Source organism: Castellaniella defragrans (genome assembly GCF_014203015.1).
GTDB classification, from domain to species: Bacteria; Pseudomonadota; Gammaproteobacteria; order Burkholderiales; family Burkholderiaceae_B; genus Castellaniella; species Castellaniella defragrans.
The window spans coordinates 14548-35851 of record NZ_JACHIB010000022.1 but is presented as its reverse complement, the minus strand read 5'-3'; the positions used below and the strand labels follow the sequence as shown (position 1 = coordinate 35851).

The 21304-nt window shown below is 65.9% G+C and carries 23 protein-coding genes; 5 read left to right on the top strand and 18 right to left on the bottom strand.

Features of this window, described 5'->3' with window-relative positions:
- The first annotated feature begins 100 nt into the window (after positions 1-100).
- The 5 genes from HNR28_RS16525 (at position 101) to HNR28_RS16505 (ending at position 3632) form a co-directional block, all read left to right on the top strand.
- The gene (locus tag HNR28_RS16525) at positions 101-1222 is read left to right on the top strand and encodes an NAD(P)-dependent alcohol dehydrogenase (RefSeq protein ID WP_151023913.1); all 1122 of its coding nucleotides are present in this window, start codon (positions 101-103) and stop codon (positions 1220-1222) included.
- A 151-nt stretch (positions 1223-1373) separates the two neighbouring features.
- Positions 1374-2114: a hypothetical protein gene (locus tag HNR28_RS16520; protein ID WP_052355872.1), complete on the top strand. Its 741-nt coding sequence runs from the start codon at positions 1374-1376 to the stop codon at positions 2112-2114.
- The gene (locus HNR28_RS16515) at positions 2111-2731 is read left to right on the top strand and encodes a cytochrome c oxidase subunit 3 (RefSeq protein ID WP_052355873.1); all 621 of its coding nucleotides are present in this window, start codon (positions 2111-2113) and stop codon (positions 2729-2731) included. Before HNR28_RS16520 ends, HNR28_RS16515 begins: the two co-directional genes overlap by 4 nt.
- 24 nt (positions 2732-2755) lie before the next feature.
- A complete protein-coding gene (locus tag HNR28_RS16510; RefSeq protein WP_084330696.1) occupies positions 2756-3043 on the top strand; it encodes a cytochrome C oxidase subunit IV family protein in 288 nt (95 codons plus the stop codon).
- A gap of 94 nt (positions 3044-3137) precedes the next feature.
- Positions 3138-3632, top strand: a complete 495-nt coding sequence (locus HNR28_RS16505; RefSeq protein ID WP_052355874.1) for an acyl-CoA thioesterase — start codon at positions 3138-3140, stop codon at positions 3630-3632.
- 160 nt (positions 3633-3792) lie between these two features.
- Here HNR28_RS16505 and HNR28_RS16500 read toward each other — a convergent pair whose 3' ends face one another.
- The 18 genes from HNR28_RS16500 to HNR28_RS16415 all read right to left on the bottom strand — a co-directional run bounded on the left by HNR28_RS16500 (position 3793) and on the right by HNR28_RS16415 (position 21284).
- Positions 3793-4998 carry a linalool dehydratase/isomerase domain-containing protein gene (locus HNR28_RS16500; RefSeq protein WP_043683919.1) on the bottom strand — a complete coding sequence of 402 codons (1206 nt, stop codon included), beginning with the start codon at positions 4996-4998 and terminating at the stop codon, positions 3793-3795.
- 34 nt (positions 4999-5032) lie between these two features.
- Positions 5033-6037, bottom strand: coding sequence for a DUF7064 domain-containing protein (locus HNR28_RS16495; RefSeq protein WP_043683921.1), 1005 nt, complete (start codon positions 6035-6037; stop codon positions 5033-5035).
- A 9-nt stretch (positions 6038-6046) separates the two neighbouring features.
- Positions 6047-6595, bottom strand: coding sequence for a hypothetical protein (locus HNR28_RS16490; protein ID WP_043683923.1), 549 nt, complete (start codon positions 6593-6595; stop codon positions 6047-6049).
- Positions 6592-7560 carry a phosphotransferase family protein gene (locus HNR28_RS16485; RefSeq protein WP_184143060.1) on the bottom strand — a complete coding sequence of 323 codons (969 nt, stop codon included), beginning with the start codon at positions 7558-7560 and terminating at the stop codon, positions 6592-6594. The genes HNR28_RS16490 and HNR28_RS16485 overlap by 4 nt, the downstream gene beginning before the upstream one ends.
- Before the next feature lie 556 nt (positions 7561-8116).
- Positions 8117-8749 (bottom strand): TetR/AcrR family transcriptional regulator, encoded by a 633-nt coding sequence (locus tag HNR28_RS16480; protein WP_151023915.1) that lies wholly within the window; start codon positions 8747-8749, stop codon positions 8117-8119.
- A gap of 126 nt (positions 8750-8875) precedes the next feature.
- Entirely contained in the window at positions 8876-9136 is a 261-nt protein-coding gene (locus HNR28_RS16475) for a cytochrome C oxidase subunit IV family protein (protein WP_151023916.1), read from the bottom strand.
- A gap of 5 nt (positions 9137-9141) precedes the next feature.
- Positions 9142-9660, bottom strand: coding sequence for a cytochrome c oxidase subunit 3 (locus tag HNR28_RS16470; RefSeq protein WP_280528047.1), 519 nt, complete (start codon positions 9658-9660; stop codon positions 9142-9144).
- A gap of 68 nt (positions 9661-9728) precedes the next feature.
- Positions 9729-10562, bottom strand: a complete 834-nt coding sequence (locus HNR28_RS16465; RefSeq protein WP_151023917.1) for a hypothetical protein — start codon at positions 10560-10562, stop codon at positions 9729-9731.
- A gap of 50 nt (positions 10563-10612) precedes the next feature.
- Positions 10613-11065 carry a MarR family winged helix-turn-helix transcriptional regulator gene (locus HNR28_RS16460; RefSeq protein ID WP_043683931.1) on the bottom strand — a complete coding sequence of 151 codons (453 nt, stop codon included), beginning with the start codon at positions 11063-11065 and terminating at the stop codon, positions 10613-10615.
- Positions 11066-11286: 221 nt separating this feature from the next.
- On the bottom strand, positions 11287-12723 hold the full coding sequence (locus HNR28_RS16455) for an aldehyde dehydrogenase (RefSeq protein ID WP_151023918.1): 1437 nt from the start codon (positions 12721-12723) through the stop codon (positions 11287-11289).
- A gap of 42 nt (positions 12724-12765) precedes the next feature.
- The gene (locus HNR28_RS16450) at positions 12766-13908 is read right to left on the bottom strand and encodes an acyl-CoA dehydrogenase family protein (protein ID WP_151023919.1); all 1143 of its coding nucleotides are present in this window, start codon (positions 13906-13908) and stop codon (positions 12766-12768) included.
- A gap of 20 nt (positions 13909-13928) precedes the next feature.
- Positions 13929-16700 (bottom strand): helix-turn-helix transcriptional regulator, encoded by a 2772-nt coding sequence (locus tag HNR28_RS16445; RefSeq protein ID WP_170288415.1) that lies wholly within the window; start codon positions 16698-16700, stop codon positions 13929-13931.
- A 46-nt stretch (positions 16701-16746) separates the two neighbouring features.
- Positions 16747-17334: a cytochrome c oxidase subunit 3 gene (locus HNR28_RS16440; RefSeq protein WP_043687373.1), complete on the bottom strand. Its 588-nt coding sequence runs from the start codon at positions 17332-17334 to the stop codon at positions 16747-16749.
- A 17-nt stretch (positions 17335-17351) separates the two neighbouring features.
- Positions 17352-18581: an NAD(P)/FAD-dependent oxidoreductase gene (locus tag HNR28_RS16435; protein ID WP_151023921.1), complete on the bottom strand. Its 1230-nt coding sequence runs from the start codon at positions 18579-18581 to the stop codon at positions 17352-17354.
- A gap of 75 nt (positions 18582-18656) precedes the next feature.
- Positions 18657-18980, bottom strand: coding sequence for a 2Fe-2S iron-sulfur cluster-binding protein (locus tag HNR28_RS16430; protein ID WP_242404200.1), 324 nt, complete (start codon positions 18978-18980; stop codon positions 18657-18659).
- On the bottom strand, positions 18977-19318 hold the full coding sequence (locus HNR28_RS16425) for a hypothetical protein (protein ID WP_043683938.1): 342 nt from the start codon (positions 19316-19318) through the stop codon (positions 18977-18979). The genes HNR28_RS16430 and HNR28_RS16425 overlap by 4 nt, the downstream gene beginning before the upstream one ends.
- Entirely contained in the window at positions 19315-19638 is a 324-nt protein-coding gene (locus tag HNR28_RS16420; RefSeq protein ID WP_043683940.1) for a hypothetical protein, read from the bottom strand. Before HNR28_RS16420 ends, HNR28_RS16425 begins: the two co-directional genes overlap by 4 nt.
- Positions 19635-21284: a phytoene desaturase family protein gene (locus HNR28_RS16415; protein WP_043683942.1), complete on the bottom strand. Its 1650-nt coding sequence runs from the start codon at positions 21282-21284 to the stop codon at positions 19635-19637. The genes HNR28_RS16420 and HNR28_RS16415 overlap by 4 nt, the downstream gene beginning before the upstream one ends.
- Positions 21285-21304: the final 20 nt, after the last annotated feature.

Below are 21304 nucleotides of genomic sequence, written 5' to 3'. Positions count from 1 at the left end.
CATGGACGACCCTGTGGACGCCCCTGCGGACGCCCCGACCAATGCCCCGGATCCGGACGCCCCGGATCCATACGCCACAGCAACCAGGAGACACTCAACGATGAACGACACCCAGGATTTCATTTCCGCGCAGGCCGCCGTGCTGCGCCAGGTCGGCGGGCCGCTCGCGGTCGAGCCCGTGCGCATCAGCATGCCCAAAGGCGACGAGGTCTTGATCCGCATCGCCGGCGTGGGCGTCTGCCACACCGACCTGGTGTGCCGCGACGGATTTCCCGTGCCGCTGCCGATCGTGCTCGGCCACGAAGGCTCCGGCACCGTCGAGGCGGTGGGCGAGCAGGTGCGCACGCTCAAGCCCGGCGACCGGGTCGTGCTGTCCTTCAATTCCTGCGGGCATTGCGGCAATTGCCACGACGGCCATCCGTCGAACTGCCTGCAGATGCTGCCCCTGAACTTCGGCGGCGCGCAGCGCGTGGACGGCGGCCAGGTGCTGGACGGCGCCGGCCATCCCGTGCAGAGCATGTTCTTCGGCCAGTCCTCGTTCGGCACGCATGCCGTGGCGCGCGAAATCAATGCGGTCAAGGTCGGCGACGACCTGCCGCTGGAACTGCTGGGCCCGCTGGGCTGCGGCATCCAGACCGGCGCGGGCGCGGCGATCAATTCGCTGGGGATCGGCCCGGGCCAGTCCCTGGCCATCTTCGGCGGTGGCGGCGTCGGCCTGAGCGCGCTGCTGGGCGCGCGCGCCGTCGGGGCGGACCGGGTCGTGGTGATCGAGCCCAATGCCGCGCGCCGGGCCCTGGCCCTGGAACTGGGCGCCAGCCATGCCCTCGACCCGCACGCCGAAGGCGACCTGGTGGCCGCGATCAAGGCGGCCACCGGCGGCGGCGCGACCCACTCGCTGGACACGACGGGCCTGCCCCCGGTCATCGGCAGCGCGATCGCCTGCACCCTGCCGGGCGGCACCGTGGGCATGGTCGGACTGCCGGCGCCCGATGCCCCGGTGCCGGCGACCCTGCTCGATCTGCTGAGCAAAAGCGTCACCCTGCGCCCGATCACCGAGGGCGACGCGGACCCGCAGCGCTTCATCCCGCGCCTGCTGGATTTCCATCGCGCGGGCAAATTCCCGTTCGACCGGCTGATCACCCGCTACCGTTTCGACCAGATCAACGAGGCCCTGCACGCCACCGAGAAGGGCGAGGCGATCAAGCCGGTGCTGGTGTTCTGAGCAGGGCGCGACTCCCCACAGCGCACGCGATTCCCGGCACCACGAATCCATGGCAACGGCACCACGGCAACGGCCCCAAGACCACCCACGACACCCCAACGACAACCCACAACAACCTCACAACAACCTACGTCAACTCCAGGAGACAACCATGCACCATGTGAACGACGATCCGCTCTTTCGGAAGACCATGCGGTTCAGCGGCTGGTCCGGCATCATCGCCGTCATCCTCTTCATCATCGGCGGCGTCTGGCTGGGCGGCATGATCCCGTCCATGCTGCAAGCCAATTCCGCGCCCCAGGAAGTCGCCAGGGTATTCACCGAAAACCTGTTCGACATCCGGATTTCCTCGGTCATCATGATGACCTCGTTCGCCCTGTTCGGCTCCTACGGCGCCGGCATCGCCGCGCAGACCCGGCGCTTCGAGGTCAATCCCGCCTTTTCCTACCTCCAGCTGGTGTTCACCGCGGGCGGGATGGTGATCGCCCTGCTGGTGGCCTTCGCCTGGGGCCTGATGGTGTTCCGTCCCGAGACCTACGCGCCGGCCGCCATGCTGATGCTGATGGACTTCGCCTACTTCTGCGCGCTCTTTTCGGTGCCGCTGTTCGGCGGCTGGTGCGTCATGATCGCCCTGTCGATCCTTCTGTCGGAAGAAGGCCAGGAACCGTTCCCGCGCTGGGTCGGCTATTTCAACCTGTGGGCCGCCCTGCTGTACGTCCCCGGCCAGCTCATCCTGTTCTTCAAGGACGGCCCCTTCGCCTGGCACGGCATCGTCGCCCTGTGGATTCCCTACATCGCCTATTTCGGCTGGATCTGGGTCATGTCCTTCGCCCTGCTGCGCGTGGCCCGCGGCGCCGGCAACGAACCCGCCGCCCGGCGGACCGCGTCATGAGCCAGGCGAGGTCCCAGGCCAGACGGGGGATCGCGGCGGGGGGCGACCGCGCCGCCCCGCCGGCGGGCAGGCACATCCCGGGAGAACTCGGCATCTGGCTGTTCGTGGCCGGAGACCTCCTGGTCTTCGCCGCCTTCTTCATCGTCATCGCACTCGGGGACAAGCAGCAGGCCGACGTGTTCGCCCAGTCGCGCGCGTCCCTCGACATGTGGGTCGCCGTCGTCAACACCTTCCTGCTCCTGACGGGCTCCTGGTTCGTCGCCAAGGGAGTCGGGAAATGCCGGACGGCGCACGACGGCACCGTCAGCCGCTACTTTTCCCTGGGCATCCTGTGCGGGCTGCTGTTCGTGGTCAACAAGAACTTTGAATGGGGGAACAAGCTGTCGGCGGGGATCGGGCCGGGCACGAACGATTTCTTCATGTACTACTTCGTCTTCACCGGCATCCACCTGGTGCACGTGCTGGTCGGCCTGGCCGTGCTGCTGGTCGTCCGCGGCAAGAGCCGGCGCGCCGAGCTGCGGCCCCGGGACATCCGCACCATCGAGAGCGGCGCCACGTTCTGGCACCTGGTCGATCTTCTATGGATCGCCCTGTTCTCGCTGTTCTACCTGATCTGAAGCCACCCGACCCGAAGGAGAAGCATGATGGATTGCGGAAAACCCGGCGCGTTGCGCGATGGCACCAACCTGGCCTGGCTCGTTCTCGTGGGCTCCACGCTCGTCGGCTGGTGGCTCGGCCATGCGATCCAGACGGCGCAGGCGCCCATGCGCCTGGCGACCGCGGGCGTCCTGCTCATCGCATTCGCGAAGACCTGGCTGGTCGGGTACCAGTTCATGGAACTGAAGCATGCGCCCTGGTGGCTGCGCCACGGCTTCGACGCCTGGATCATCGCCGTGTGCGCCGCGCTCATGGCGCTCTATCTCGGATGAGCGGCGACGCATGGACGACGGCACATGGACAGCGGCACATGGACAGCGGCACACGGGCAACGACACACGGACGACGGCGGATGAGCGGCGGCACATGAACAGCGGCACGACGGCGCAGCGGCACGGGACCGCCCCGATGGACACCACGGACCCCGTCGCGTTCGGCCGATTCCTCGGTCGGCGCGCGATACACAGACACTGGCTGTCGGAACGCGTCCGCTGGTCGGACACCGACCACCTCGGCCACGTCAACAACCTGTCGATCACCAATTATTGCGAGATCGGCCGCACCGCGATGCTGCAGCCCTTCCTCGAACCGGGCGCGCCCCTGCGCGCGCTCTTCCTGGTGGCGCGCATGGCCACCAATTTCCACGGCGAGGTCCACTGGCCGGCGACCGTGGACGTGGGCACCAGCATCCTGGAATTCGGCACCAGTTCCTGCCGGATCGTCCACGGCGTCTTCGTCGGCGAGCGCTGCGTGGCCACCGCCGATTCGGTGATCGTGCACATCGACGAGGCGGCGCGGACGCCGCAACCGGTCCCGGAGACAGTACGGGCCCGGCTCTCGGCCTATCTGCTCGACCGATGAACCCGGCCGAGAAACCCGGCCGAGAAACCTGGCCGATGAAGCCGGCCGATGAAGCCGGCTGAGAGGTCCGGCCGAGGAAACCGGTCGGGGAATCCGGCTGGGAGATCCGGCCGAGGAAACCGGTCAAGGACGCGGCGGCCCGCAGGCCGCCGCGTCCCCCTTATTTCCCTGCGAGCTTGGCCGCCGGAGGCGGCATCCGAAGCAGGGCGCCAAAGCCGGCATGCACCTTGGCGAGGAACAGCAGCTCGTCGAACAGCAGGCTGCCGGGATGCTCGTACCGCAGCGAGGCCGAGACGATGCTCGGCTTGGCCGGCGGCTCCAGGTGATTCAGCAATTGGTCGAAGAGCTGCTGGTCGCCCATCTCGCGGGCCAGCAGCAGGGTGAACGCCGAAGCCAGGCCCACCCCGCCATCCGCGTCGTCCGTGCCGGCCGTCTCGCGCACCCGGGCCTTGCGGCCCTCGTCGTAGACCTCGACGAAGGTCTGCTTGAACCGGGGGTAGTAGCGCTCGGAAAAGGCGGGGTCCATGCCGTGCACCATGGCGAGCGTCCAGGCTGTCGTATACGCCGAGATCCACGGCTTCACCGCGCCGGACTCGGGGTGATAGGACAGGTAGAAGGCGCCCCGCTCGGGATCGATCAGGTCCTTCTGGATGAAATCCAGCCAGGCCCTGGTGGCCGCCCGGTAGTCGGTGCCATGCAGCCGGTCATAGACCCACAGGCTCAGGTAGGCGACCGAATTGCACTGGACAAAATAATTGTCCGGCTCGCAGACGATGCCGGCAAAGGGGTTGGCCGCGATCTCGTCATGGATGATGCGGGTGAGGTGGGCATGCTCGGCTTCGTACCGGCGGCTGCCGGTCACCAGCTGATAGAGGCCGTACATCAGGTTCAGGTGGCCCTTGTACATGATGTTCTCTTTCTCGATCGGGTCGGTGCCGAACCCGTCTTCCTCCCAGTCGCCCCAGACCCGCTTGCACTTCATCTTGGAGACCGCGATGTCCAGGTCATGGCCGGCGAGCGCACGCAGCTTCGGGTCGATGAGCGCCACGCTGGCCAGGCCATACGCATAGAAGGCGATCGAATACTTGATGACCCGCTGCGGCGTGTGCTTGAGCTCCCAGGCCTCGAAGGAGCAGCCCCGGCTGTAGAAGGGCGAGATGAAATCGATGTAGTTCATGTAGGCCAGCTGGGCCATCACGTCGGGGGTGACGGCCTGCTTCGCCTGCTGCGCGAAATAGTCCTCGGTGGTGGCGAGCCGCCCCGGCGGCAGTTCCGCCGCGCGGGGCGGCGGCCCGAAACCGGCCAGCAGGGCGGCGGCCGACACAATCGCCGTCGTCTTCAATGTGAACCGCATGTTCAGTCGCATGTCGTCTCCTCTGGGGAATGGCCCGGGGCCGGGTTCAGGACGTGATCTTCGATGAAGGCTCGGTCCAGTGCTTGCCCCGCTGCCGGTTGAGGCTCTGGACGGACTGGTTCTCCTGGGAGACGCCATGGCCCACCCGTCCGTCGGGCAGCGTCCAGCGCATCAGGGCGATGTAGACCATAGTGCTGACGTAGCAGACCCAGGGCGCGCCGACCTCGGCACTGCCATACATCCGCCATGTCTTGCCGCGCACGTCGGTCGCCTCGAACTCGTGCGCGCACGTGACCACGCCGGTGCGCACGGTGCGCAGTTTGAGATCGGTGAGGCCGTAGACCTCGCCCTGGTCGAGCACGTAGCCGTGGGCCAGGGTCTGCTGCCGGCCCACCGGCTTCTCGTAGTCGCACAGGACGATCCAGTGCAAGGCCAGGTCCTCGCCGAAGTGGGCATGCTGCCAGCCGATGCCCGGCATGTGCGTCTCGGGACGCGGCCCCCAGCTGTGGTCCATGGTCTCGATGCAGTCGACCGGATATTCCTTGCCGCGCACCTTCAGCGTTCCCGTGATGCGGCCGGTCAAATCGAAGTGGCCGCCGTAGCCCGTGCCGAAGCCGGAGCCTTCGATGCGTTTGACCGCGTCCGTGGTGGCCTTGGGACTGTGGGCGGGGTCATGGATGTCGAACGGCTCCATCAGCCCCTTGAAATCGACGTGGATCCCGGTGTCGTCGAAGCCGGCATAGTCGATCCGGTAGTCGCGCGGACTGAAAGCCTGGATCCGCAGGCCGGTGGGCGTCCGCACGTCGGAAAGGCGCTCCGGGGCCGGCAGATGCTGGTGATTGTCCACATACAGGCACTCGGCGCGCGTATCGACCAGCGCGCCATGGATGGCCACGTCGGCCGACATCACGCCCAGGCCCTTGCGATGGACGACGTAGACCGAAGCCAGCAGCCGTTCTTCGGGAATCGAGATGCTGAAGTAATTGGTTTCGGCCCACAGGTAGTCGGCGCCGGCGGGGGTGTGGAACTCGATGTCTTCCTGCTTGATCATGCTGATCTCCTATGCGGATGGGGAATGAACGGCGCAGTGATCCAAGGGGGCGCGCGCCTGATGCGCCAGAACGGTCGAGACATGCGGCACGTCCGCGGCGCCGGGAATGAATCCCGTGCGCCGCAGCCAGGCGGTTTCGCGCGCCAGCTGCCGCTCGATGCAGCGGTCCAGCAGGATGCGAAGTTCGCTGCCGGGAGACGGAGGCCACCCTTCCATCAGCGTGCGCAGGCATGATTTCCAATGCGCGATCAGCTCGCGCAGTTCGCGCGGCCCGGCCTCGCCGGCCGCGCAGCCGCTCTCATGCAGGGCGGTCCAGAAAGTCGCATCGCCGCTGTCCGGCCGCAGCCGCCGCCAGGCATCGAACAGCTGGCGCAAATCGGCCAACTCCTGCCTGGCATAGGCGAACTGGTGTTCCTGGACCTCGGCCAGCAGCTCCAGCGTGGCCAGCACGAGACCCGCCTGTTCGCGGGCGAAGGGCTTGCCCTCCAGCTCCGGCAAGATGATTCCGGACATGGCCTTGCACATGCTGCGCAGGTACTGATCGACATCGGGCGTCATGGACGGGCCTCCGTGGCATCGAGGATCCGGTAGAGGCCGGCAAGCGCGCCATACCCCAGTCCGGTGCTGAAATTCATCATCACGTCGAGATGGGTCTGGCCGTCCGCCGCGGCGCGCGCGTTGGTGGCCGAGCCCAGGACGGCGAGCTTGTAGAGGTTGAGGACCGTGTAGTAATGCAGGCGCCGCGGATCGACCGCGATGCCGGATTTCCGCTGATAGCGATCCAGGAAGGCTTCGCGCGTGCCCAGCCCGCAGATCAGCGGATTCCCCTGCTCGTCCTGCGCGGCGAAGCCCGGGAACAGCACCCAGGCGAGGTCTTCGTGGATATCACCCAGGCGGGCCAGTTCCCAGTCGAGGATCGCCGTGATCCTGCCGCTTGCTTCATCGAGCAGGAAATTGCCGTTGCGGTAATCGTTGTGCACGAGCCGGATTTCGTCGGCGACCGGAAGATGCTCCCGCAGCCACTGAGCGGCCAGGGTGATGACGGGATGCTCCTCGAAGGCATCCTCGGCCCAGACCCGGCTCCAATGGTCCAGGGCAAGGTGCGCCGCTTCCGTCGTGCCGGCGGAAGGGACATCGAACGAGGCCAGGCGGGCGGCGCGCCAGTCGAACCGGTGAATGGCCGCGAGGTGATCGACGAAGTCCTCGAACAGGCGCTCGCGCAGCCCCGCGGGGAACCCCGCGCCGATGCCGCTGATGCGGCCCCCCTCGCCCTGCACGGGCGTCGGCGCGGCGACGCCGGCCACGAATCCGCAGACCATGCCCGGGCTGCCCAGCGCGGAGCCGTCCGCATCGACCCAATGGACCGGCGGCACGGGAACCACGCCGTCCATCGCCGAAAGCACGTCGAATTCGCGCTGGCGATGGGTTTCGACGATGGACTCGCCCGGCGCCATGCGCAGGATCAGGTCTTCCTCGACCTGCGTCCCCCCGCCTTCGACGCGCCGGAGGCGGAAACGGAACATCTCTTTCGAGCCCCCGCCCGGCAAGCGCTGCAGGCCATCGATCCGGAACCGGCCCGGGATCCGGCTGGAAAGAAAGCGCCTGAGGCGCATCCCCAGCTCGCCGACCTGCGGCGGCCGGTAATCCGGGCCACGCCGCCGCAGCAGCTTCCAGGTCAGGGCCTAGTCTATCGTGCGCTCGACGCGATAGGCGCAGCGAATGCGCTCGATATCGGAATCAGCCAGATAGCGCTTGTCGGTGGCCGGCATGGCTTCACGTCTCCTTCATTGCCGCCCTTTCCGGAAATCCGCGAAAGGAGATCCATGAAAGGAGGCTAGATTATTGTATGTGTGCATATCATAAGAAAAAAATAGACATCGTGTCTATAAAAATAAACATGGTGTCTACTTCGCGGTGACGTACCTGCCTGGCGTGGAGAACGGCGTCGAGAACGGCGTCGGGTACGGCACATGCGCGGCGACCTGATGGATCACCGGCAATGCCCAATGAAAAGTCCGGATGGAAAACTCGAACGGAGTCTCCGGATGGAGGGCCCGGCCAAGCCGGACGGAAGGCGGCTCAGCGCGCGCGGGACTGGTCTGGGGAAAAGATCGCGCTATTGCAGATATGCGCGAAAGTATCGATCAGCGCATCGAGCCGCACCGGATCGCACTGGCCCGCGAAACGGGCGCAGTATTGCTCGACGCACCAGGTCAGCACGTCGGCCACGCTGTCCCAGGACACGTCGCCGGGGGGGGTGTCCGCCTTGACCGCCGCGAGCGCGCGCCGGCTGCGTTCGCACAGCTGCCGCATCATGTCTTCGTGGAGGCGCGCGACCGTCTCGTCCTGGCCGGCCATCGCGGCCACCGCGGACACGATGGCGTGGTGCTTGTGGAAGGTGGTGACGATGCCCCGTAGCGCCTGCTTCACCGTCTGCGGACCGGACTGCCCTCTGGCCGCGAACCAGTCGCCCGCACTGCCGACCACGTCCTCGGTGAGCCGGCGCATCAGATGCGCGACCAGTTCGCCCCGATCGCGGAAATGGAGGTAGAACGTGGCCCGGGATATGCCGGCCTCCCGTGCGAGTTCCTCGACCGTGATGGCGGAGAAGCCCTGACCATTTTCGAGCAGGCGTTCCATTGCCGCCAGAAGGCGATCATCGAGAGCCGCCTTGGGCAGCCTGCTGCGGGATCGTCTCGGTTTGCTGGTCACGATGACTTCATTCTGAACGCCGTTGGCGCACGGCTCCCCCCGTGCTGTGTGCCGATAGTGTAATGGCCCGCGCCATGGGGTTCAAACGAGAACCGCATGACGCGGGCGAATGGCCGGACGAGATCGTCAAGCGGAATAGACGGCGACCAGCACCGCGGTCACCAGCAGCAGCCAGCCTTCGAAGATGCCGCGCCATACGCGCGGCGCATGGCGCAATTCCATGAAGTCCAGCACCACCAGCCGGCCCTTGAGATAGGCGATGGCCAGCGTCGCCAGACCGACCAGGACATCGGCGGTCGCCTCGACGCGCAGCACATAGCCGGAGACGGTCAGCCCGATCAGCAGCAGCCAGCCGAGATCGAGACGGTACATCGAGTGTGTTTTCATAGGGTTCACCGCAGCAGGTAGAGGAGGGGGAACATGACCAGCCAGATCAGATCGACCAGATGCCAGTAGGAAGCGCCGGTTTCGAGGCCGGTCATGTCATGGCGATAGCGGCCGGCGCGCGTCTTGCGCCACAACAAGGCCAGGATGGCGCAGCCGCCCAGCACGTGCGCGGCATGCACCATGGTGAAGACGAAATAGAACATGTAGAACTCGTTGGTCATCATGGTGATGCCGACGGCGAACTTGGCGGAATACTCCAGATACTTGACCACCAGGAACCCCAGACCGAGCAGCATGCCAACCAGCAAGAGGCGGGCCGCCTTGTTGTCATGGCCCGCGCGCACGGCGGCAACCGCCCGTGCGACGCACCACGAACTGGTCACCAGCAGCACCGTGTTGAACGCGCCCATGAACTGGTCGAGCTCGAGCTGAGAGCGGTTGAACAATTCGATGGCCTGCGAGCGGTCGGAGATGTAGACGATGAAAAATGCGCCGAACATGAACAGTTCGCCACAGATGAACATCCATACACCCTGGTCCCCCGGCAGGGTCGGTCGCTGCGGGGCAGCGTGAGCGGGCATTGCAATATGACTCATAGCGAGGTCTCCGTCCAGGAATGTGCGCGGACGCGACGATCCACCGCATCATCGGCCAGCGGCATGCGGCGCATCACATCGCGGACCATGTAGCCGGAGACGACCAGGCACCAGATCAGCCACGCGGCCCAGGGAAGGTAGTAGCTAAGTACGCCATCCCACGCAAAGGGGCCGGTTTTCAGGAACATAGTCAGGCTGGCCGGAGCGAAGCTCAGGCTGCACCAGATCGACAGAAAGCATACCCAGCGGGGGAACAGCGGCGTCTTGCGCTTGTCGGACAGGCCGACGAGCGCCATCGCGACCATCTGCATGGTGGTCAGTATCCATTGCAGCTCGATCCCCAGCCAGCCCATGTCGATGAGCATGCGCAGTACCACGGGATCGATTTCCGGCCGGAAGGTCGCCGTGGCCCAGCACACCATGCCGAAGCACATCACGAACACAGTCAGCGCGCCGCCTATCAATTGCAGATTGGTCATGGTGTGGGAGTGGCGCTCCAGACGCGCCAACTGAGTGCCGATCTGGGCGGTCCACGGCATGTACAAGCTCATGACCAGCAGCGCCACCACCCAACCCACGCGCATGTTGCCGAGATTGTCGTTGATGCGTGCCGCGATCGCCTCCGCGCCCAGCGCCGGCGAGGGAGGCGACGGCAGGTTGAAGCCGAAAATCCCGAAAAAAATGACTAGGCCGATGGCGAAAGCCGGGCCACACCAGGCACTGATCAGTTCAAGGTTGAGACTGGATCGTTCGTTTTCGCTCATCGGCGAGGATGCGCACGGCGGTACGGCGAGGCCATCGGCCCCCCCGAGGCTGGTTCTCTCATTCATGGCATGTCTCCATTGATCGTGTGAGGTACTGCGAGAAAAAAACGGGTGAATCAGGCTGCGGCCTCAATCGAGATCGCCCCTTTGTCGAAGGACAGGACAAGTCTGCGGATCAGCTTGCCGAGCACGGCGAATTCCTCAGGTTCGAGGTCGGAAAACGCGCGCCGGATGGGTTCCGCGATCAACGGCACCGTGGCACGCACCTTGGAGCGTCCCGAAGAGGTGACCGAGATCTCGTGGCGGCGCCCATCGTGCGACGTGACCGCACGCTCGATCCAGCCATCGCGCCGAAGTTCTTCGAGAATGCGGGTCATGTTCGAACGACTGGTGCCCACCATTTCGCTCAATTCGCTGGGCGAGGCGGTGCCATGCTCGCTGGCAGTCAGCAGGCACAGCACGTGGAAGGAATGTTCGGATAGCCCCGCCGAGCGAAACACCGGTTCGAAGAAATCGTTCAGGCCAGCGCCGCAGATGCGCAGCAGACGGACCATCACGGTGCCGTCCATAGGCAAATCCGGCAACGCCCTGGCCATGCGGGGGGTACTGGAATCAACCTTGAAAAGCCGAAGCTGTCCGTTCATAGAACACCTATAATTTATCGATAAACTATCGCGCTCAAAAAAAGTTCACGAGGAACAGCGCAGTTTGAAAAGAGCGTGAAAAAAGGGACGGCGGCGGGCCGCACGGCTCGTCGCCAGTCCATCGGAACCGCTAGAGTCTGTCCATCCTAGCCAAGCAGGTACACCGACTTGTAGCGCTGATAGGCGCCAATCGATTCCGGCCCGAGTTCACGCCCCATGCCGCTGGATTTCACGCCTCCGAATGGCGCATTCAGGTCGGGCATATAGCCGTTGATCCCGACAGTGCCAGTTTCCATGCGCCGGGCGATGGTCACAGCATGATCACGATCGGTGGACCAGACGGTCCCGCCCAGGCCGTATTCGGAATCGTTGGCGATCCGGACGGCTTCGTCTTCGCCTTCGTAGCGGATGATCGAGAGCACCGGACCGAAGATCTCCTCGCGGGCGATGCGGGAACCATTGTCCACGTCGGCAAAGACCGTGGGCTGGACGAACCAGCCACGATCCCGCGAAGAACGGCCGCCGCCAGCGACGAGCCTGGCTTCTCCGGTGCCCAGTTCAATATAGCGCTGCACGCTGTCGCGATGCGCCGCCGAGGCCATCGGGCCGACGACCGTCGCACGGTCGAGCGCATCGCCGACGGAGTAGGCGCTCACCGCGCCGGCAATGGCATCGACCACTTCGTCATATCGCCCGGCCGGGGCGAGAATCCGGGTGCAGGAAAAGCAGGCCTGGCCGTTGTTGAGCACCGAGCTCATGGGCAGGCTCCGGATCAGTGCGTCGAGGTTCGCATCCTCGAGCACGATCGCGGCGGACTTGCCCCCGAGTTCGAGCGTGACGGGACGCAGCAGACGCGCGCACTGCTCGGCGATGATGCGGCCGGCCGACGTCGAGCCGGTGAAAGCCACCTTGTCCACTCCGGGATGGCTGACCAGATGCGAGCCGATACCGCGATCGCCGGGCACCCAGTTGAGCACGCCGGGCGGCAATTCCGCCTCGGCCGCCGCTTCGGCCAGGACATAGCTGTCGAGCACGGTGCCGGATGAGGGCTTGACGACCACCGCGCAGCCGGCCGCCAACGCGGGCGCGATCTTGAAGATGGACAGCGCGACCGGGAAGTTCCAGGGGATGATCGCGCCCACCACCCCCACCGGGTCGCGGCGCACCAGCGTGGTCGACCCGGTCGGCGACGGCCGCGATTCTTCTTCCACCAGGTTCTCCGCCAATCTGGCGTAATAGCGCAGGAGGCCCACCACGAAGGCCGATTCGAGCTGGTCGGCCACGTTGATGGGCATGCCGTTCTGCAAGCTGACGGAACGGGCAAGCTGTTCGCCACGCCTCTCGACCGCGTCGGCGAACCGCCGCAGATGCTTCGCCCTGCCCTTCCCGTCGAGACCGGCCCAGGCGGGGTTTCTCATGGCTTCGCGCGCGGCGGCCACCGCGCGATCCATGTCCTCGTTGTTGCATTTCGGCACGCTGCCGATGACTTCTTCAGTCGAAGCGTTGAGGATGTTCGAACGCTGCGTCGAACTTGGGGCGATCCATTGTCCGCCGACGAAAATGTGCTGGTGATCGATGGTCATCAAGAGTGTCTCCTGGGTGATTTGGTCAGTGTTGGGGCAGTGCTACAAGCCGCGCGCAATGAGTTCGCGCATGATTTCGGAGGTGCCGCCATAGATGCGCTGCACGCGCGCATCGGCATACAGGCGGCAGATTTCGTATTCCCGCATGAAGCCGTAACCGCCGTGCAGCTGCACGCATTGATCGACCACGCGGCCCTGCATCTCGGAGCACCAGAGTTTCGCGGTCGAGGCGTCCTGCGAGCTCAGCTGCCCGGCGACGTGGCGCGCCAGGCACTGGTCGACGAAGGCCCAGCCGACCGACAGGTCCGCCTTGAGATCGGCCAGCTTGTAGCGGGTGTTCTGGAATTCGGCGACGGACTTGCCGAACGCCTTGCGCTCACGCACGTACGCGCAGGTGAGGTCGAAGGCCTTCTGTGCGGCGGCGATCGACTGGAGGGCGATGGTCAGCCGTTCCTGGGGCAGTTCGCTCATGAGGTGGGCCATGGCCCGGCCTTCCTCGCCGAGCAGGTTCTCCACCGGCACGCGGACCTGGTCGAAGAACATCTCCGAGGTGTCGGCCGAGAGATGGCCGAGCTTGTCGAGATTGCGCCCGCGGCGGAAGCCGGGCCGGTCGGTTTCGATCAGCAGCAGGCTCATGCCGGCCGAGCCTTCGCCTCCCGTGCGCACCACGGCAATCACCAGATCGCAGTGCTGGCCGTTGGAAATGAAGGTCTTCTGGCCATCGACCACGTAATGGTCGCCATCCCGCACGGCGCGGGTGCGCACGCCCTGGAGGTCGCTGCCGGTGCCGGGCTCGGTCATGGCGATGGCACACACCGCCTGCCCGGAGACCATGCGCGGCAGCCAGGCGCGCTTCTGCGCCTCCGTGCCGAACGACAGGAGATAGCCGCAGCAGACGTCGCTGTGCACCGAAAAATCCGCGCCCGGTCCCGCGTATCCTGCATACCAGAGCTCTTCGATGACGACCGCATTGAAACGGAAATCGCCGTCCGCGCCACCGTAGGCTTCGGGCACCTGGGGGCAGAGCAATCCCGCGGCGCCGCCTTTGGTCCAATAAGCCCGGTCGACCAGGCCGGCCGATTCCCAGCGGGCGAAATGCGGCGCGATTTCCGCCTGCGCGAAACGGCGCACCGTATCGCGAAAACCCTGATGTTCCGGGTCATAGACCGCTCGATGAGGGAGCATGCAATCTTCCATGAAAGAACTTAGCGGCGCAACAGACCCGCCTGCCTGGCCTTGAAAATCGCGCCCGACCGGTTGCGTACCTGCAGCTTCCCATACAGGTTGTGCAAGTGCCACTTCACCGTGCCGACGGTCAGGTCCAGCCGATCCGCGATCCCCTGGTTCGACAGGCCCAGGGCGACGTAGCCGAGCAATTCGATCTCGCGCACGGTCGGCGCCTCGGACCCGATGTCCTGCTCAGCCCGCCCCGCCGGTTCCGCGCCGGCGCCGGCGTCATCCGCCAGGCCGAGCCGCTGCCGCAATTCGCCGAGAAAGCCGCGTTCCTGCTCGACCACCAGCGCCCGCTGCTGCTTTTCGTCGGCCGCGACCAGCGTGCGGATGACGTCACCGTATTCGATGAAGGGCTGATACAGGTTGCGCGGCGCGGCCAGCCCGACCGCCCGCAGGAACGCCTTGCCCGCCTGGGCGGGCTGGCCGGTGGCCTGGAGGATCTGCGCCTGGACCAGCAGCAAGTGGATCGTCCACGGCGCGCAGACCGACTTGAGCGCGGTGCGCAGCCCCGCTTCGACGAGGGCATGGGCGGCATCGAAATCCCGCCGCGCCATGCGCCAGGCGATGCGCGCGGCCAGCAAGGCGCGCTGGACGCTGGCCAGCCGGCCCGCCGGAAAATCCGGCCGGCTCGCATCGAGCAGCGGTTCGAGGTTCTGCCGCCGCACCCAATCGGCCGCGGCCTGGTCGAGGCCGAGACGCACGAGCCGGACCAGGACCGCACAATCATGCATCACCTGCAGGCGGGCGGGAAAGCTGGTCACGATCTCTTCGAGGCGGGCAGGCGCGAAGACCGAATCCTGGCTGCCGTCCCAGAGGCGAACCGCCACGTCCAGGGCGATCCGGACGGTTTCGATGAAGCCATGCTGCCTGGCCTGGCCCAGCCCGCGCAGCACGCAGGCACGCGCCAGATCGGGATCCCCGCGATCCAGGGCGATCCGCGCCATCATGACGTCCATGGTCGAAAGAATGGGCGAATTCGGGCCCAGCACCCGGCCCGCCCGTTCCATCGCATCCGCCAGGGCCGAAGGGTCCAGCGGCGCATCGCCTTCTTCGAGGTCGAGCAGGGTTTCCAGGCAGCTGATCCAGGCCATGCCGTATGCGCTGTCCGTGCGGCTCATGGCGATGCGGGCCCGCAGGATGCCGTGCCGGGCGGTCTGGAAATCCAGGTCCGCGATGCCCGCGGTGCCGACCACGCAGCAGACCCCCGCGGTCTCGAAGGGATCGAGGCCATCATCGGCACTCAGCCAGCATTCACTGCGCAGACGCGCTTCGGATACCCGGTCAAGGGAAAAGAGGATGACGGACAGCAGCGCTTCCTTGCGCAGGCGCATCCGGTCATCCGGAGCGTCCACGGCGCCGCCAGCGCCCTGCCCCGGCTCACCTGACGGGATCGACACCAGGGCCCGATAGGCCTTTTCGTATTGCCGTGCGAAAACCATCGCCCATACGTACCAGTACGCGGCCTCGCTCGCCGGACTGGCGTCCAGCGCCTGCAGGCGTTCGTAGGCGGCGATGTAGGAATGCGGCTGGCCCTGGTCGCGCACCAGCAGTTGCGCGCACTCGGCAAGCAATCCGCCTGCCTGTCTGCCCTCGCGGATCGCCAGCGCCAGTTCCAGCGCATCGTGATGATAGCCGTGCCGGTGGTGCCAGCGCAGCGCTCTCGACAGCAGCGTCTTGCGTTCCGCCTCGGAACGCGTGGAGCGGCGCTCGCGGCGCAGATAGTCCCGGAACAGATGATGCAGGCGGTACCATCCGGGCCGTCCGGCGGCGGGGACGACCATCGTATTGTTGCGCACCAGCGCGGCCAGCGTTTCCCCCACGCGGGTATCGCCCAGCATGTAGGCGCAGAGCTCCGCATTGAAGCATTCCAGCTCTGCGATCTCGAGCAGGAAATGAACGGCCGCCGGCTCCAGGGCGTCCAGGACCTGGCGGGACAAGGTGTCCGTCAGGCTCAATTCGTAGCCTTCCCTGCGGCGTATCGCATCGGATGCGCCGCAGGCGGACATGGCGACATGCACGAGACGGACCGCCGCGGGCCAGCCTTCGGTCAGGGTCGCCACGGCGGCGAGCTGTTCGCTGCCGAGCACGACCGGATTCGTGGGCGCGTTCGAGAACAGCGCGCGGATTTCTTCATGGCCGAGGCTCAGTTCGATCGGCCCGATTTCATGGATCCCCCCCAGCAGGCGCACCTTGTGCACCAGATCCACGGGCAGTTCCGTACAGGCGAAGACCATGCGCACCCGCGCCAGATCGCCCGCGGCCACGCGCTCGATCAGGGGATCGAGCGTCCGGTCGCGCGCGGGCTCGAAACCATCGAAGAACAGCACGACCTCGTCCTCGATGGCTTCCAGCGCCCACAGGATGGCATCGATCCGCGCGGGCCAGCCGGCCATCGACGCATCCCGAGCCGTCACCGCGCCCGCGCCGGCCTCGCAGCCGAGCGCCCGCTCGACCCGCCGGAGCATGGGTTCGGACGCGGGCGCGCCCGCATCCGACGGAAAGACCGGCGTCCTGCACCCCTGGCTGCCCAGGGAGCGCGCCACGGAGGAGATGAACAGCGTCTTGCCGTAGCCGGAGGGCGCCAGCACCAGCAGAACGGGCGGCAAGGAGGCGAAATGGGAGAAGTGCCGGATGGCATGGGTCTCGATGGCCCGGGGGAAAGGCGCCGCCGGGCGCCGCCGGTCGTGCGCGGCGCTCTCCACGGCGGCGAAGGTTCCAGGTGCTGCGGTTCCGGCGTAGTCCATGTCCATTCCTTACCGGCCGCCCGGAGGCGGCGTCACCACACGTAGGTCACCACACGTAAAGGAGCGCGAAGACCGCGATCCAGAGCAGGACCACCAGTTGCCAATACACGGCCCCGCTTTCGATGAAGCGGAGATATTTCCCGTCCCGCAGGCCTTCGTCGGTCGTCCTGCGCACGATCATGATCAGGGCGGCCATGCCCGCGAGCAGATGGACGAGCAGCGCGCCCGTCAGGGAAAAGAAGTACATGTGGAAGCCGCCGGTCGTCAGGCCGGCCCCCGCGCCGATCAGGCCCGCGTATTGAAAGGACATGCACACCAGGAAGCCGGCGCCCCACAGCAGGGCCAGGACCAGGCGGCTGTAGACGACGCCCGCGACGCCCGCGCCCTCCTCCCTGGCGGCATGGACCGCGCGCACGGCATGCCATGCGCTGGCCAGCAGCAGCACCGTGCCGATCGCCCCCGGAACCGGATGCAGGGCCGCCCTGGCGCGCCGGAACTGTTCGGCATCGCCGAGCCGGTCGTATGCGTAGGACGCGAAGAGCAGGATGAAAAGCAGCGCATCGATTGCGATGAAGAACCAGAACCCTGCGCTGCCCGGCAGCCTTTTCCGGATGGATTGCGCGGTCGAAGCCATCGGCACGATCTCCTTTTTCATACCGCCAGGGCGGTCACTTCCACCCGCGGATCGACGAGCTGCTCGCGCGAGAGCACCGACTTGCGCAGAATCATCTGCTTGCCCGCCGCGAATTCCAGCGGCGCATCGACCGTCTCGACGGCGAGCACCCGGCCGTCTTTCATGTGAAAGGCCGAGAAAGCCCCGGCCGCGGGGTCGCCGCGCAGCACGAGGTCGTCGGCATCGAAAGGCACGCCGGCGATCTGCACCTTGAGGTCGAACTGATGCGACCAGAACCAGGGCACCTCGGGCTTGGGGCGAGGCTTGCCCATCATGGCGGCCGCGGCCTGCTTCGCCTGTTCGAGCGCATTGGGCACGCTGCGCAGGCAGAACATGCGGTCGTCGTACAGCGGCATGGGACGGCAGGTCACGTCGCCGATGGCGAAGATCGCCGGATCGGCGGTGCGGGCATCGTGATCCACCACGATCCCGTTCGCGCCGTCCAGCCCGGCGGCGACCGCCAGCCCGGTATTGGGGACGACCCCGACGCACACGACCGCGACGTCGCAGGGCACGAGACGGTCGTCGCCCAGGCGGATACCCGTCACGCGCCCCTTGCTGCCTTCGATGCGGGCGACCTGCACGCCCGTCAGGAACTCCACGCCGCGGTCCTCGTGGGCGCGGCGCAGGTAATCGGACAGCGGAACGCTGGCCACGCCGGCCAGGACCCGGTCCTGCTGCTCGATGACGACGGCGCTGCCGCCCAGGCCCACCACGCTGGCGGCGACCTCCAGGCCGATGTATCCCCCGCCGACGAGCGCGACGCGCTTGCCGGGGCCGATCGCGGCCTTGAGGCCGTCGGCGTCCTCGATCGTGTGCAGGCGATGCACGCCGGCCAGGTGGATGCCCGGCAGGGCGATCTCCCGCGGCCGGGATCCCGTGGCGATCACCAGGCAATCGTAGGAAACCTCGGTCTTGTCCGCCAGCCGGACGTATTTCCCGGCACGGTCCAGGGCCGCCACCGTCGCGCTCTGCACGAGCATGATGCCCTTGCTCTCGTAGATCTCGTCCGGCCACAGCTTCAGGGACTCGGCATCCTCTTCCCCCGCGAGATAGGCCTTGGACAGCGGGGGACGCTGATAGGGCGAGAACCGCTCGTCGCCCAGCAGGATGATGTCCCCGGCAAAATCCATTTTCCGCAGCTGCATGGCCACGGTCGCCCCCGCATGGCCGGCCCCCACGATGATGACACGCTCATTCGCATTCATCTTGCTTCACCCAATGTTGAACTGACGCCCCATTCGACATGGCCCGCCTTCGTTTCCGCGATGGAAACGAAGGGTTCATTCTTCCGGCTCCAGCGTGTGGATGACCAGGCCGTCCAGCGCTTCGCTGAGCGTGATCTGGCAGGACAGGCGCGAATTCGGCCGCCGCGTCTCCTGCAGGGACAGCAGCCCGTTCTCGACCTTGGAAGCCGTGCCCGTCTTGTCCACCCAGTCCGGATCGACATACACATGACAGGCCGCGCAGGTGCACACGCCGCCGCAATCGGACTCGATCTCGGGGATGTCGTTGGACCGGGCCGCCGCCATGACCGAAACGCCCGGCGCCACCTCGATCGTCCGGGACACGTTCGCCGAATCCACGTAGGTCACTTTCACCATCATTCGACACTCCCTTGAGGCTGCTTCACCCGGATCAATCCCAGCATCCTCGGGAAGCGCCGCAGGCCGAGCAGCACGATGAACTTGAGGATGTACCAGCCCATCTTCAGCGTGGCGCCGAAGCCGACCGACCGGGCGATGAAGTCGCCCGCATCGCGGCTGGTCGCGGTATTCAGGATGGCGAGCCAGTCGTCCAGATGCACCGTCACCTCGTATTCCCAGGGCGCCGGCGCATCGACGATGCCCGTCAGGAGGATGCCTTTCTCGTTGAGATCCAGCTTGGAGCGGTCGAGCCCCATGACCAGCTCCCGATCACCCAGACCTTCGGACCAGAAATTCATTTCGCCTCCTTTCTGCGGAATTTCCCGATGGTTTTTTCCGTCAGGACGTTGAAGACCAGTCGGGGCAGCACGGCGATCAGCTTGACGACGAAGGGAATCAGGATGCCTTCGCGCTCCGCGAGAAAGCCGATCGTCTTCGGATGCGTCAGAAGTTTCAGGAACGCCAGCAGGTCCTGCGGGCTGAGCTTGATCGAGTAATTCCAGAACACGGGCTCGATGATGCCTTCCATGGCCAGATGATCCGGTTCCCTGCGCAGCGCGGAATCCTTGAGTTCGATCGGGAGCCGCTGCTTCCCGAGGCCTCTGGACCAGACGATCATAGGAGGAGCCCCTTTTCCCGGGCGGCGATGACCTCGTCGGGCTCGGTCCACCAGATGTTCAGCCCCATGTCCTGGGCCACCGTCTTGGCCGCGTTGTATCCGCCGCCGAAGGTGATCATTCCGCCCGGGAAGGTGCTGGCGCCGCAGACGTACAGGCCCTTGATGGGCGTCTTGTTGGACGAGCATTGCACGTTCGGCCGGGAATAGCCCATCTGGGTCATGACGTACGCGCCGTGCTTGAACGAGCCGCGCTTCATCTGCGGGATCTTCATTTCGATGTAGACGGGCGTGTACTGGTAGCGCCGGATGATGTCGGCCGGGTCGAAATCGACCATGTATTCCGCCAGCTTGGCGATCAGGCGGTCGCCGTACGGGCCGGCGACGTCGGCCCAGTCCCCCTGCGCCGGCGCATAGGGCACGACCGCCTCGATCCGGGCCACCGCGCTGCCCGGCTCGGTTTCCTGGGGCGCCTGGTTGGGATCCAGGTCGGTGGTGAACGTCACGTGCCCGATGTCGTGCAGCAGGTGGCCTTCCATGACTTCGTTGAAGTGCTTCACGACGTCTTCGGGGGACTCCACGCCGAACACCCGGATGAAGGCAGTCTGCACGGCGGGGTCCTGGTCCTCGGCCTTGAAGCGGGGCTTCTTGCGCAGGCCCAGGTGGCACAGGAACAGGGAACTGTGCTCCCATTCCCAGTTGCGGGCGGTATTGAGACAGAGCTTGGACCGCTGCTGCATTTCTTCTTCGGAGATGAACGTGCCGAAGGTGGTGGTGGGATCCGTGGAGGTCACGATGGATTTGGCGTCGATCCTGATCAGCGGCCCGTCCGTGCCGGTGGGGGCGACTTCCACGCCGACGGCGGCGCCGTCTTCCATGATGATCCGCTTGACCTCGTGGTTTTCCATCACTTCCATGCCGGCGAGGATCCCGGCCTTCTGGAGGGTGGAGGACAGGCGGTGCGAGCCGCCGCGCACCAGCGTGGCGTTCAGCATGCGGTTGAAGTAGAGCGGCACCAGGTAGCTGGAGTTGGTCTCGGTGGGATCGATGCCCCACATGCAGATCAGGTAGAGCAGCAGGGCGCCCAGTTCGGGGGTCTCGAATCCCCAGCTCTGGCAGATCTGATAGGGCGTGAGTTCGGAGACCTCGAGGATTTTCTTGCCGAGTTCGGTTTCCATGTAGGTGCCGGCGAGCTGCGCGGAACCCACGGGCTTGCCATAGGTGGCCGGTATCAGATATTCATCGGACATCTGCTTGTATTCGAGATAGATCTCGCGGAAGCGCTCCGCATCGCGGGGGGATATCCTGCGGATCGACTCGACGCTCTTTTCCAGGTCGCCGTGCAGCGTGACCGCCGTGCCGTCCTTTTTCAGGATAGAGGCCGCCACGTCCGGCCGGATGTAGACGCAGCCGTCGGCCTCCAGTCCCAGATCCTTATACGGCGGCGCCACGTCCAGCATCATCATGTAGGTGGCATGCAGATTGAAGCGGAAGCCCGAGAATTCCTCGGTCACCAGGGCGCCGCCGGTTTCGTGGCGCCGCTCGACGACCAGGACCTTCGCGCCGGCCCGGGCCAGGTAGGCGCCCGTCGTGAGGCCGTTGTGCCCCGCCCCGATCACCACCACATCGCATTGTTTGACTTCAGACATTTGGATTCATCTCCCAGAAG

Bases quoted from the DNA above. Each gene is read 5' to 3' on its own strand.
- HNR28_RS16525 (WP_151023913.1), top strand. From the start codon at position 101: ATGAACGACACCCAGGATTTCATTTCCGCGCAGGCCGCCGTGCTGCGC.
- HNR28_RS16520 (WP_052355872.1), top strand. From the start codon at position 1,374: ATGCACCATGTGAACGACGATCCGCTCTTTCGGAAGACCATGCGGTTC.
- HNR28_RS16515 (WP_052355873.1), top strand. From the start codon at position 2,111: ATGAGCCAGGCGAGGTCCCAGGCCAGACGGGGGATCGCGGCGGGGGGC.
- HNR28_RS16510 (WP_084330696.1), top strand. From the start codon at position 2,756: ATGATGGATTGCGGAAAACCCGGCGCGTTGCGCGATGGCACCAACCTG.
- HNR28_RS16505 (WP_052355874.1), top strand. From the start codon at position 3,138: ATGAACAGCGGCACGACGGCGCAGCGGCACGGGACCGCCCCGATGGAC.
- HNR28_RS16500 (WP_043683919.1), bottom strand. From the start codon at position 4,998: ATGCGACTGAACATGCGGTTCACATTGAAGACGACGGCGATTGTGTCG.
- HNR28_RS16495 (WP_043683921.1), bottom strand. From the start codon at position 6,037: ATGATCAAGCAGGAAGACATCGAGTTCCACACCCCCGCCGGCGCCGAC.
- HNR28_RS16490 (WP_043683923.1), bottom strand. From the start codon at position 6,595: ATGACGCCCGATGTCGATCAGTACCTGCGCAGCATGTGCAAGGCCATG.
- HNR28_RS16485 (WP_184143060.1), bottom strand. From the start codon at position 7,560: ATGTTCCGTTTCCGCCTCCGGCGCGTCGAAGGCGGGGGGACGCAGGTC.
- HNR28_RS16475 (WP_151023916.1), bottom strand. From the start codon at position 9,136: ATGAAAACACACTCGATGTACCGTCTCGATCTCGGCTGGCTGCTGCTG.
- HNR28_RS16470 (WP_280528047.1), bottom strand. From the start codon at position 9,660: ATGTTCATCTGTGGCGAACTGTTCATGTTCGGCGCATTTTTCATCGTC.
- HNR28_RS16465 (WP_151023917.1), bottom strand. From the start codon at position 10,562: ATGAATGAGAGAACCAGCCTCGGGGGGGCCGATGGCCTCGCCGTACCG.
- HNR28_RS16460 (WP_043683931.1), bottom strand. From the start codon at position 11,065: ATGGACGGCACCGTGATGGTCCGTCTGCTGCGCATCTGCGGCGCTGGC.
- HNR28_RS16455 (WP_151023918.1), bottom strand. From the start codon at position 12,723: ATGACCATCGATCACCAGCACATTTTCGTCGGCGGACAATGGATCGCC.
- HNR28_RS16450 (WP_151023919.1), bottom strand. From the start codon at position 13,908: ATGCTCCCTCATCGAGCGGTCTATGACCCGGAACATCAGGGTTTTCGC.
- HNR28_RS16445 (WP_170288415.1), bottom strand. From the start codon at position 16,700: ATGGACTACGCCGGAACCGCAGCACCTGGAACCTTCGCCGCCGTGGAG.
- HNR28_RS16440 (WP_043687373.1), bottom strand. From the start codon at position 17,334: ATGGCTTCGACCGCGCAATCCATCCGGAAAAGGCTGCCGGGCAGCGCA.
- HNR28_RS16435 (WP_151023921.1), bottom strand. From the start codon at position 18,581: ATGAATGCGAATGAGCGTGTCATCATCGTGGGGGCCGGCCATGCGGGG.
- HNR28_RS16430 (WP_242404200.1), bottom strand. From the start codon at position 18,980: ATGATGGTGAAAGTGACCTACGTGGATTCGGCGAACGTGTCCCGGACG.
- HNR28_RS16425 (WP_043683938.1), bottom strand. From the start codon at position 19,318: ATGAATTTCTGGTCCGAAGGTCTGGGTGATCGGGAGCTGGTCATGGGG.
- HNR28_RS16420 (WP_043683940.1), bottom strand. From the start codon at position 19,638: ATGATCGTCTGGTCCAGAGGCCTCGGGAAGCAGCGGCTCCCGATCGAA.
- HNR28_RS16415 (WP_043683942.1), bottom strand. From the start codon at position 21,284: ATGTCTGAAGTCAAACAATGCGATGTGGTGGTGATCGGGGCGGGGCAC.